Raw genomic sequence first — 11,859 nt, forward strand, 5'->3', positions numbered from 1 at the left:
TCGTTAGACGATACGGCGTGCGGTGACCACATCGCCGGCGCGGAGCGGGGTGTAGGAGACGGGCGAGCCGGACTGAACGGCGTTGAGCAGCTTGCCGTCACCCGCGTAGATGCCGACGTGGCCGCCACCGTTGGTCACGACGATGTCGCCGGGCTGCAGGTTCTGGAAGGCCACCGGAGCGCCGACGTGCGACTGCTCGAAGCTGGTGCGGGGGAGTTCGACGCCGGCCTGCCGGTAGGCCCACTGGACCAGACCCGAGCAGTCGAAGTTGGAGGGCCCTGCGGCACCCCAGGAGTACATCGCGCCCACCTTGGTCTTGGCGGCGTCGAGCGCGATATCGCTGGCGGAGGGAGCGGGATTGAACAGGCCGGGCATGTTCGGCGCGAAGTTCGGGATGCCTGGCGCCGCCTGCTGCTGCGGTGCGCCGGGAACCTGCGCGTTCGGCATGGCCGACACGGCCTGCTGGATCTGCTGGTTGAGTTGCTGGACCGGCGCCTCGTATTCCTGTGGCACAGGAACATCGAAGTTGCCCAGTCCGGGGAGGTTGATGGTTGCCGCCATCGCGGGGATCGCGGGCATCGCGCCGGTTGTCGCGGCCACCGCGCCCATGACGAGGGCACCCTTGACGGAATTCGGCAAGCGCGAATCCCGCTGCATGCTGTGTTTACCCACCGAGCTACGTCTCCGATCTTCGTACTCTCCCGCCGACCGGTGAGCGACCAAGAAATGGCCGCAAGGAATCACCCAGTCGAACACTGCGGGTGTTCCCGGCACGGCAGGCGGGAAGATGGCCCCGACGGCCGCTAAGGCGGTAACTGTGTGGCGCCGCTTCTCTTTCGAAACGACAGGACTCCACTAAGTCACGAAGAGATTACGATGCCGACGCGGTGTTGTCCAGCGCACAGACCTGGTAGTTTTCCGGTCCCGACAAACTCCCTGGACGATCGCCCGGAATCACGACACGCCCACTGGGTCACGACACGATATCGGCGAATAAGTGTCTGTTACCGATCGGCGGCAAATGTCCGAATCGTCCTTTGGGAATTCAGGATTCGCGGCCGTTGGCGGCCTCGCCGTCGCGTTCGGTGAGTGTCTGCTCGAGCTCGGCGATCCGGCGCTGCGCATCGGCGAGCCCGACCTCCAACTTGCCGAGCGCCATCACCAACGGCCCGACCGCGAGGTCCGCGACGAGCTGCGGATCGTCATAGCCCTGCCCTATCGCCGCCAGGATGTTGGCGCGGATGCGGTGCGCCACCGTCGCCCCCGGTGGCACGTTCCAGGATTCGACCACCTCGGCGGTGGTCGGGGTGGGTTCGTCGGACATGACCCTCCGATACTCGCTGGAAACGCCACCAGCGTAATGACTTCCGTGCCCATCTCAACCGTGCGAGAGCCATCGTGCAATACCGACCGCTAGCAATATCTAGGACACGCCGTAGATACGGACAGATTTCGCGGACATAACGGGCTACGGTGTTAGGGCATGGACCCCGTGCGGAATCCGTATGCTCCCGGAGCCGGACAGCGCCCACCCGAATTAGCCGGGCGCGACAAGCAACTCACCGCTTTCGACATCGTGCTGGAGCGCATCGCGCGCGGCCGGCCGGAACGCAGCGTCATGCTCACCGGCCTGCGCGGCGTCGGAAAAACAGTGCTGCTCAATCAACTTCGCTCGGCCGCCATCTCGCGCGGCTGGGGCACCGGCAAGATCGAGGCCCGGCCGGATCAGGAACTGCGCCGTCCGCTGTCCTCCGCGCTGCACATGGCGGTCCGCGCGATCGCCATGGCACACCGGAACCCGGAGCGGGTCGACGACTTCCTCGGCATTCTCAAGGCTTTCGCGTTGCGCGCCACCGCGGACAAGGGGATGCGCGAGCGCTGGCAGCCGGGCATCGACGTGCCCGCGGTGACCGGGCGGGCGGATTCCGGCGACATCGAGATCGACCTGGTCGAGCTTCTGGTCGAGGCGGCGGCGCTGGCCAGCGAAATCGGCGTCGGCATCGCGATTTTCATCGACGAGATGCAAGATCTGAGTCCGGCCGACATCTCCGCGATCTGCGGGGCCTGCCACGAATTGAGCCAGGACACCGCGCCGCTGATCGTGGTCGGCGCCGGCCTGCCGCATCTGCCCGCGGTGCTGTCCGCGTCGAAGAGTTACTCCGAGCGACTGTTCAGTTATCACCGCATCGATCGACTCGACCGCGAATCCGCGGACCTCGCGCTGATCGCGCCGGCCGAGCGCGAAGAGGTGAAATTCACCGACGAAGCGCTGGATGCGCTGTACCACAAGGCCGATGGTTATCCGTACTTTGTGCAGGCCTACGGCAAGGCGGCCTGGGATCAGGCGCCGGAGAGCCCGATCTCCGCGGAAGATGTGGAGGTGGCCTCGCCGACCGCGGAGGAGGAACTGGCGGTCGGCTTCTTCGGCTCCCGCTACGAACGGGCAACGCCGGCCGAGCGAGAGTACATGCGCGCCATGGCCGATCTGGCCGGCGACGACGGTCCGGTGGCGACCTCGGCGGTGGCCAGCGAACTCGGCCGCAAACCCGCCTCGCTCTCGCCGGCCAGGGACGGACTGATCAAGAAGGGCCTGATCTATTCGGCCGAGCGCGGCACGATCGGATTCACCGTGCCGCACTTCGGTCGCTACCTACGCAGCGTGTGAGCTTCCGAATCGGGCAATACGAACATGCATGGGTAGCTCCGTATTAGCTTGTCTACCAAGATCATTAGAGATATATAGAAATCAATCGACCTGCGGCCCTACCGGCCGGTAACTAAAGTTCCTACACTCGAATGTGATCCTGATCACGTCCGAGGAGGACATCATGGCGACAGCCGCGAAAGTCGACGCCACCGAAGAACAGGCCCGAGCACTGGTCGAGGAATCTCGCGAAACCACTTGGGCCAAACCATCGTTCGCGAAGGAGATGTTTCTCGGCAGGTTCCGGCTCGATCTGATCCACCCGTACCCGCAGCCAGGGGCCGAGGACGCCGCCCGCACCGAGGCCTACCTGGCCAGGCTGCGGCCGTTCTGCGAATCCATCGACGGCCGGGTGATCGAGGCGGAGGGCCGGATCCCGGACGAGTACGTCAAAGGGCTGGCCGAACTCGGCTGCTTCGGGCTCAAGATCCCGGAATCCTATGGCGGACAGGGGCTTTCCCAGTTCGGCTACAACCGCGCGCTGATGCTGGTCGGCTCCGCCCATCCGAGTCTCGGCGTGCTGCTCTCGGCGCATCAGTCCATCGGCGTGCCCGAGCCGCTGAAGCTGGCCGGCACCGACGAGCAGAAGGCGGAGTTCCTGCCGCGCTGCGCCGCGGGCGCGGTCAGCGCGTTCCTGCTCACCGAGCCGGACGTCGGCTCCGATCCGGCGCGGATGGCGAGCACCGCGACCCCGATCGAGGACGGAACGGCCTACGAGCTCAACGGGGTCAAGCTGTGGACCACCAACGGTGTGGTCGCCGAGCTGCTGGTGGTGATGGCCAGGGTGCCGAAGAGCGAAGGGCATCGCGGCGGCATCTCCGCGTTCGTGGTCGAGGCCGATTCGCCGGGCATCACGGTGGAGCGGCGCAACGCGTTCATGGGTCTGCGCGGCATCGAGAACGGCGTCACCAGGATGCACAACGTGCGGGTGCCGCGGGCCAATCTCATCGGCCGCGAGGGCGACGGGCTGAAGATCGCGCTCACCACGCTCAACGCGGGCCGGCTGGCCATCCCCGCGCTGTGCACGGCCTCGGCGAAGTGGTCGTTGAAGATCGCCAGGGAGTGGAGCACCGAGCGGGTGCAGTGGGGCAAGCCGGTCGGCGAGCACGAGGCGGTCGGTCAGAAGATTTCCTTCATCGCCGCAACCACTTACGCGCTAGAGGCGGCGCTCGATCTGTCCGCCGCCATGTGCGACGAGGCGCGCAATGACATCCGGATCGAGGCGGCGCTGGCCAAACTGTGGGCCAGCGAGATGAGCTGCACCATCGCCGACGAGCTGGTGCAGATCCGCGGTGGCCGCGGCTATGAGACGGCCGCTTCGCTCGAGGCCAGGGGCGAGCGCGCGGTCGGCGCCGAACAGCTGGTCCGCGATCTGCGGATCAACCGCATCTTCGAGGGTTCCAGCGAGATCATGCGGCTGCTGATCGCCAGGGAGATGGCCGACGCGCACATGTCCGCGGCGGGCGCGCTGGTCGACCGCAATGCCGAGTTCAAGGACAAGGCGAAGGCGGCGGTCGGCGCGACCGGCTTCTACGCCAAGTGGTTCCCGCAACTCGCGGTCGGCTCGGGCACCGTGCCCGCGGGCTATACCGAATTCGGCACGCTGGCAAAGCATCTGCGGTTCGTCGAACGCAGCTCGCGCAAGCAGGCCAGGTCCCTGATGTACGCGATGGGCCGCTGGCAGGCCGGACTGGAGTACCGGCAGAACTTCCTCGGCCGGATCGTCGACATCGGCGCCGAGCTGTTCGCCATGTCCGCGTCCTGCATGCGGGCACAGGCCCTGCGCACGGCAGGCGCGCCGGAGGCCACCGCCGCAACCGAACTCGCCGACGCCTTCTGCAAACAGTCCCGAGTCCGGATCCGCAGACTGTTCGACGCACTCTGGGACAACACCGACGACGACGACCGCACCCTCTCCCGCGGCGTCCTCACCGGCCGCTACACCTGGCTCGAAGAGGGCGTCTTCGACCCGAGCGAAGGCACCGGCCCGTGGATCGCCGAATGGCAACTGGGGCCGTCGACGGAACAGAACCTGCTGCGCCCGTTCCTCCCGTCGACCCGCAGCCACTCCGCACCCTGACCCAACTCAGCCGACCACTCACCGGACGTCACGCCCAACCAAGCTCACCAACGTGACGCCCGGTGGGTGCCATCAGACGAATATTCAGCAGTATCGGCAAATCACTAGATAGACGTAGATTTCCCTCGTCGGTGGTATCGAATGCCCTCACGGGCCGATCGCCTGCGCGCCAGCATGTTTGACATCCAGATCGGTTCCAGAGAAAGTGGCCGCGACCGCCTACCAGGCGTAGGCAAATATCAATAGGGGACATACAGATGGATTCGCCGTCTTCGGATTTTGACGATGCATCGGTCGGGGGAGACAACAAGTCTGGCTGGAAGACAGTGCAATGATGGCTGAGCGCAGGACCCCGGAGGTGGCCGCGTGGGAACCGCGGGTTCGATTGTTCGGGCTTGTTGTTCTCGCAGTTGTACCCGTCTTGATCGGGTGCGGACTGCTGTTCACCTTCGTCGGGGAGTATGCGGGAGTCGTTGTGGCGCAGCGCATTGCGGTCGGCGTGGCGTTGGCGGTAGTGCTGTCCGCGATCGTCGTCTGCCGGCGGCGGCCGCCTGATGGATGTCTGCTCACCGCAGTTCGCATCGCATTTTTCGGGACCTATGCGCTGGTGGCGGTAGCGGCGGCGCTCACTGCCCGGAATGAGAACTGGGAGATTTTGTCGATCCCGATCTATTTGATGCTGATCTTCTCTCTCCATGCCTTGTATGAACGTTGCACTCGACGATTCGAGGCCTTCGGCAAGTGACCGAACACGGAGGTTTGATCGGTAAATCTTCGTGTCTATACAGAAAATACTAGATAGATGTAGATATCAGTATGGTGAGGCAGATCCGCGGGGGTGTAGCGATGAGAGCCCATGCGCAGCGAGCGATGGTCGATCATGGGCTTCTACTGGAATCTAGCTTCTGGCCTAGTGATTCGTAGATTGTCCGATCGAGGGGGCCGGTAGGGGTCTGGATACATCCCATGCATCGGTTGGACAACTTGTGCGTAACGGGGGGTATGGGCTGGTAACGCGGCGGAAATGTATATCGACAACCGGGCAAGAACGGTCCGCAAGGATGCACCCTCCCCAGGAGGACCTCATGTCCACAGCGATCGCCCGCTGCGCCGCCGATTACGACGGTCACCGTGTCACGGTGTCGGCCGAGGACGGGATTCCGATCTCGGTTCGCACGTTCGGGACCGAGGCCGCGTCCCTGACCGTGGTTTTCGTGCACGGTCACTGCCTGCGCACCGAATCCTGGTCGTTCCTGCGTGATCAACTGCTGCGGCAGTGGGGCGCGGAGACCCGGATGGTTTTCTACGACCATCGCGGCCACGGTGAGTCCGGTCAGGCCGATCCGTCGACGTACACGATCGATCAGCTCGGCCGCGATCTCGACACTGTGCTGCGGACGGTCGCGCCGACCGGGCCGGTGATCCTGGTCGGGCATTCGATGGGCGCGATGGTGGTGCTGGCCTACTCCCGGCTGTTCCCGGACACGATCGGCACCCGGGTCGTCGGCGTCGGCCTGATCGCGGGCGCCGCCAACGGGCTGACCGAGGTGGGGCTCGGCCGGTTCCTCAAGCGGCGGGCGGTGAACTCGCTGCAGGTGGCCGTGGTCCGCGCGCCGCGAGTCATGCAGGGCTCGAAGCGGATGTCGCGCCGAATTTTCGAGCCGATCATGCGCGCGGCTAATTCGGGGACCCGGCGGGTGAACCCGCGGATGGTCGCGGTCGCCACCGCCATGCTGAACGACACCCCGCTGCTGACCATGTCGAGTTTCCTCGGCTCGCTGATCACCTTCGACGAGACCGCGACGCTGCACCGGCTCGGCGCCATCCCGGCGCTGGTGCTGGCCGGCACCGCCGACATCGTGGTGCCGTTCACCCACTCGGTGGTGCTCGCCTCGCAGCTGGCCGGTTCGCGACTGGTTCCGCTCGAGGGCGCGGGGCACAGCGTGATCTTCGAACGGGCCGAGGAGGTGGCGCTGTCCATCGTCGGCCTGGTCGATCAGGTCGTCGCCGGACTGCGCGGGCAGGGACCGGAGTACGCCGTCGCCGGATGAATGCTGGGCAGCCCGGGAACAGCGAAGTTGACCAATCGGTGGTTCACACCAAGCGGGCCGGCCGACTCCGAGCAACACTTGGGCGAACTGCCGAAGATTCGCAGCTGACGAGCCAGATCTGAATTCTTTCTGTACTGTGTTAAAGATCACGTTGTGTGGTGAGTCACACGGCTTGGTGCAGCGCGCTTCCAGGCAGACCATGGAAGTACCCGTTACCCACCGAGTTCGCATGTCTGCCAGGAACACAGGAGGTATCGATGACACGCAGCGAAATCGCGGAACTCCGCTACACGGTCGGCCAGCTCCGGCAATCCATCGGCGCACTGCGCAGCCACTATGGCGACGCCAATATGGTGCGCAGGCTGGAGAACGACCTCGAGCGGCTCGTCATCGACGCCGACGAGCTCGAGCAGTCGCCGCCGCCGGAGGTCCGCCGCCGCCCGCAGGACACCATCTACGTCCCGGACAGCAAGTCCGACGAGGCGGCCTGGATGGGTGCGCAGGACGAGGGCCTGGGCTTCCACTCGCGTCCGCGGACCGAATAACCCGAACCCGACTTCGCGGGCCCGTTCCGTGCCGGCGGGTCCGCGAAGTGCTGTCTGTGATCAGGCGCGATGCTTGCCGAAACGACGGTTCGGCCGAGCGCCGTGGAACCGCGCACCGCGCGGGGTCTCGACGATCGGCGCGGACCCGGCCGACTCGAACAACGCCGCGATGCCGTGGTCATGGCCGAGGGCGATCGCTTCCAGGCCGTAATTGCCGCCGGTGCGCGCGAGTTCGTGCAGCATCGTGGTCATGATCCGCAGGCCGGTGGCGCCGACCGGATGCCCGAGGGCGATGGCCGAGCCGTTCACATTGAGCCGGTCGCTCGGATCGAAATCCCATTCCTTGGCCAGGGCAAGCACTTCCACCGCGAAACCCTCGTTGATCTCGACCAGATCGATGTCGTCCAGGTCGATCCCGGTCCGGCCGAGCAGCTTCGCCACCGCCGGCGCCGCACCGAGCGACGCGGTCGGCGAATCACATCCGGCCGCGGCCCAGCCGACCAGATACGCCATCGGGGTCAGCCCGAGATCGACCAGGCGGTCCTCCGCGACGACCAGGCAGGCCGACGCGCCGTGCCGGTGCGCGCTCATATTGCCCGCGGTGACCACACCATTCACCAGCAGCGGTCGCAACGCGGCCAAGGTGTAGGTGGAGACGTCGTCGCGCAGACCTTCGTCCCGCAGAATCCGGTGTCCCCCAGTGCCTTCGAGACCCGGGTCGGCCCAACCCGGCTCATCCACCACGCCGACCGGAATCACCTCGGCGGCAAATGTCCCCTGCCGCCAGGCACGCGCGGCCTTGCGATGACTGGCCACCGCGAACTCGTCGGCCTCGGCCCGGCTGATCCCGTAATAGCGGGCCAGGTCCTCGGCATTCAGTAGATCGGACCGGCTGGCCGATTCCCCATGGCAGGCAGCGGCATCCGCGGCGCACTCCACCCCGCCGGCCACCACGACGTCGGCCGCGCCGGTCTGCACCATCATGGCCGCGGTGATCACCGCCTGTAGCCCGCTGCCGCAGCGTCGATCGGTCAGAAATCCGGGCACGGCGAACGGCAGTCCGGCGCCGCGCGCGGCCAGCCTGCTCAACTCCGGACCGGTAGCCAGACCCCCGTCGATGCACGCCATCGCGACGTCCTCGATGCGCATCGGGTCGATTCCGGAGCGTTCGATCACCGCCGACAGCACCGTCGAAGCCATCCATTCCGGTGGCATTCCGGACAGCGCACCCCCCTCGATCCCACTCGGTGTACGCACCGGCGCAACGATCGCGGCTCTTCTCATCTTGGTGCTCCTTCCCCCGGCCAAGTCCGGCGCGGACGTGGGCATCAGCGCACGTCAGCGGGTACATCTCGGGAGAACATCACCACAAATATGTTGCCTCCGTGTGACAACCGGCGCGTCGCTATTTCGACTTCAGGTTTCGTTCGGCCGGACCTCCCTCGAATGCTGTTCTGTTTTAGTCGAGTTCGAAGAGTTTGCGGTCCGTTCACCGCTCGACGGCGACGGTTGAAACGACAGCCAATGTGGCGCAAATCACGGGCATTCACCCGGACCCGGTATGCCGGGACCCCGCTCGAGCGATAGCGGGCGTGTCGTATGGTGCTGGGCATCACATTCGAATTGCGGAGGTATCGATGACCAACCGCACAGCAGATCAGCGAGGCATCTTCCTGTGAGTGCCGCACCGACCACCACCCCGGAAACGGGGACCGGTGTCTTCAGCAAGACCAGGGCCCGAATCTCCGAACGCACGCTGCGCACCGACCGATGGTGGGTTCCACCACTGGTCACGGTGCTCGGTCTGGGCGCGTTCGTCATCTACGCGACGATCAGATCCTATGTGCGAACGGCATATTGGGTTCCGGACTACCACTACCTGACGCCGTTCTACTCGCCGTGCCTGAGCACCTCGTGCGTCGAGGGCGCCAGCCACTTCGGCACGCCGTTCGGCGATCTGCCCACGATCATTCCGCTCGGCTTCGTGGTGCTGCCGTTCCTGCTCGGCTTCCGGCTGACCTGCTACTACTACCGCAAGGCCTATTACCGGGCCGTGTGGTTCTCCCCGCCGGCCTGCGCGGTCGCCGAGCCGCATGCCAAGTACACCGGTGAGACCCGGCTGCCGCTGATCATCCAGAACGCGCACCGCTACTTCTTCTATGTGGCCATTGTGGTTTCGGTGATCAACACCTACGACGCGGCCGTCGCGTTCCACGGCAAGGACGGCGGCTTCGGCCTCGGCCTCGGCAACTTCGTGCTGTGGCTCAACGTGATCCTGCTGTGGGCGTACACGCTGTCCTGCCATTCCTGCCGGCACATCGCGGGCGGACGGCTCAAGCACTTCTCCGCCCACCCGGTGCGCTACTGGTTCTGGACCCAGGTCTCCAAACTGAACACCCGGCACATGGCACTGGCCTGGACCACCCTCGGCACGCTCGTGCTGACCGACTTCTACGTCATGTTGGTTGCCAGCAAGACGATTTCGGACTTGCGGTTCATCAACTGATCCGCCCCAACCCCAGGAGTATTCGCGGCCATGCCAGAAGTGGAACGGCACAAGTACGACGTCGTCGTCATCGGGGCCGGTGGCGCAGGATTGCGCGCGGTGATCGAGGCCAGAGAACACGGCCACTCCGTCGCGGTGGTGTGCAAATCCTTGTTCGGCAAGGCGCACACCGTGATGGCCGAAGGCGGCTGCGCCGCGTCGATGGGCAATGCCAACGAAAAGGACAACTGGCAAACGCATTTCAAGGACACGATGCGTGGCGGCAAGTTCCTGAACAACTGGCGCATGGCCGAACTGCATGCGCAGGAGGCGCCCGACCGGGTGTGGGAACTGGAAACCTATGGGGCACTGTTCGATCGGACCGCCGACGGCCGGATCAGCCAGCGCAACTTCGGCGGCCACACCTACCCGCGGCTGGCGCACGTCGGTGACCGCACCGGCCTGGAGATCATCCGCACCATGCAGCAGAAGATCGTCTCGCTGCAGCAGGAGGATTTCGCCGCGACCGGCGACTACGAGTCGCGGATCAAGGTCTTCTCCGAGTGCACCATCACCGAGCTACTCAAGGACGGCGACCGGATCTCCGGCGCGTTCGGCTACTGGCGCGAATCCGGCCGCTTCATCCTGTTCGAAACGCCCGCAGTGGTTTTGGCGACCGGCGGCATCGGCAAGTCGTACAAAGTGACCTCGAATTCCTGGGAGTACACCGGCGACGGCCACGCGCTCGCGCTGCGCGCCGGGGCCACGCTGATCAACATGGAGTTCCTGCAGTTCCACCCGACCGGCATGGTCTGGCCGCCCAGCGTCAAGGGCATCCTGGTCACCGAGGGTGTGCGCGGCGACGGCGGCGTGCTCAAGAACACCGACGGCAAGCGGTTCATGTTCGACTACATCCCGCCGGTGTTCAAGGGGCAGTACGCCGAGACCGAGGAGGAGGCCGATCAGTGGTTGCGCGACAACGACTCCGCGCGCCGAACCCCTGACCTGCTGCCCCGCGACGAGGTCGCGCGCGCGATCAACGAGGAGGTCAAGGCCGGCCGCGGCACCCCGCACGGCGGCGTCTTCCTCGACATCGCCTCGCGCATGCCGGCCGACGAGATCAAGCGCCGCCTGCCGTCCATGCACCATCAGTTCAAAGAGCTTGCGGACGTGGACATCACGGCGGAGCCGATGGAGGTCGGCCCGACCTGTCACTACGTGATGGGTGGCGTCGAGGTCGATCCCGACACCGGCGCGGCGACGGTGCCCGGCCTGTTCGCGGCGGGCGAGTGTTCCGGCGGCATGCACGGCTCCAACCGGCTCGGCGGCAACTCGCTGTCGGACCTGCTGGTATTCGGCCGCCGGGCGGGCCTCGGGGCCGCCGCGTACGTCGAGCAGCTCGCGGAGCGGCCGACGATCACCGACGCGGACATCACCGCGGCCGCGAAAATCGCGCTCGCGCCGTTCGATCCGCCGGCCGAGGGTGCGGGCGAGAACCCGTACACCCTGCACACCGACCTGCAGCAGACGATGAACGACCTGGTCGGCATCATCCGCAAGGAGCACGAGGTGCAGGAGGCGCTGACCAAGCTGGCCGACCTGCGCGCCCGGTTCAAGCAGGTCACCGTCGAGGGGCATCGCCAGTTCAACCCGGGCTGGCACCTCGCGCTGGACATGGAGAACATGCTGCTGGTCAGCGAGTGCGTCGCGAAGGCGGCGTTGCTGCGCACCGAGAGTCGCGGCGGGCACACCCGAGACGATCATCCGTCGATGGATCCCGGCTGGCGGCACAAGCTGCTGGTCTGCGCGGTGGATCCGAGCACGGCGGGGGAGACCATCCCGGATGTCACGGTGACACCCAAGGATCAGACCCCGATGCGGCCGGAACTGCTCGCCCTCTTCGACCTCGGCGAGCTCGAGAAGTACTACACCCCGGAGGAAATCGCCGGGCATCCGGCGCAGTCCGGGAAATCGACTGAGCGAGAGGCGTAGCG

At 65.8% G+C, this 11,859-nt stretch carries 10 protein-coding genes; 7 read left to right on the forward strand and 3 right to left on the reverse strand.

The annotated features are described in order from the left end of the window. Positions 1-3: 3 nt before the first annotated feature. Entirely contained in the window at positions 4-639 is a 636-nt protein-coding gene (locus tag AB0M22_RS14155; RefSeq protein WP_317983905.1) for an NlpC/P60 family protein, read from the reverse strand. Between the two features lie 406 nt (positions 640-1,045). Then, on the reverse strand, positions 1,046-1,324 hold the full coding sequence (locus AB0M22_RS14160) for a hypothetical protein (RefSeq protein WP_364725427.1): 279 nt from the start codon (positions 1,322-1,324) through the stop codon (positions 1,046-1,048). 159 nt (positions 1,325-1,483) lie between these two features. On the opposite strand from AB0M22_RS14160, the gene AB0M22_RS14165 reads away from it, so the two are divergent. The 5 genes from AB0M22_RS14165 to AB0M22_RS14185 all read left to right on the forward strand — a co-directional run bounded on the left by AB0M22_RS14165 (position 1,484) and on the right by AB0M22_RS14185 (position 7,380). Beyond that, positions 1,484-2,665, forward strand: a complete 1,182-nt coding sequence (locus AB0M22_RS14165; protein WP_364725429.1) for an ATP-binding protein — start codon at positions 1,484-1,486, stop codon at positions 2,663-2,665. A gap of 163 nt (positions 2,666-2,828) precedes the next feature. Continuing rightward, complete coding sequence (locus AB0M22_RS14170; RefSeq protein ID WP_364725432.1) at positions 2,829-4,784, forward strand: acyl-CoA dehydrogenase family protein; 1,956 nt, start codon at positions 2,829-2,831, stop codon at positions 4,782-4,784. A 334-nt stretch (positions 4,785-5,118) separates the two neighbouring features. Further along, positions 5,119-5,529: a hypothetical protein gene (locus AB0M22_RS14175; RefSeq protein ID WP_364725436.1), complete on the forward strand. Its 411-nt coding sequence runs from the start codon at positions 5,119-5,121 to the stop codon at positions 5,527-5,529. Between the two features lie 340 nt (positions 5,530-5,869). After that, positions 5,870-6,835 (forward strand): alpha/beta hydrolase, encoded by a 966-nt coding sequence (locus AB0M22_RS14180; RefSeq protein WP_364725439.1) that lies wholly within the window; start codon positions 5,870-5,872, stop codon positions 6,833-6,835. Positions 6,836-7,092: 257 nt separating this feature from the next. Continuing rightward, positions 7,093-7,380 (forward strand): hypothetical protein, encoded by a 288-nt coding sequence (locus AB0M22_RS14185; protein WP_364725441.1) that lies wholly within the window; start codon positions 7,093-7,095, stop codon positions 7,378-7,380. A 60-nt stretch (positions 7,381-7,440) separates the two neighbouring features. Here AB0M22_RS14185 and AB0M22_RS14190 read toward each other — a convergent pair whose 3' ends face one another. Beyond that, entirely contained in the window at positions 7,441-8,664 is a 1,224-nt protein-coding gene (locus AB0M22_RS14190; RefSeq protein WP_364725443.1) for an acetyl-CoA C-acyltransferase, read from the reverse strand. A gap of 391 nt (positions 8,665-9,055) precedes the next feature. Here AB0M22_RS14190 and AB0M22_RS14195 point away from each other — a divergent pair, with 391 nt between their 5' ends. Together AB0M22_RS14195 and AB0M22_RS14200 are read left to right on the forward strand one after the other, a co-directional pair. Then, positions 9,056-9,886 (forward strand): hypothetical protein, encoded by an 831-nt coding sequence (locus AB0M22_RS14195; RefSeq protein WP_150400396.1) that lies wholly within the window; start codon positions 9,056-9,058, stop codon positions 9,884-9,886. Between the two features lie 30 nt (positions 9,887-9,916). Next, positions 9,917-11,857, forward strand: a complete 1,941-nt coding sequence (locus AB0M22_RS14200) for a fumarate reductase/succinate dehydrogenase flavoprotein subunit (protein WP_364725448.1) — start codon at positions 9,917-9,919, stop codon at positions 11,855-11,857. The last annotated feature ends 2 nt before the right edge of the window (positions 11,858-11,859 follow it).

Origin of the sequence: Nocardia sp. NPDC051756, assembly GCF_040681495.1 — a bacterium.
GTDB lineage: Bacteria > Actinomycetota > Actinomycetes > Mycobacteriales > Mycobacteriaceae > Nocardia.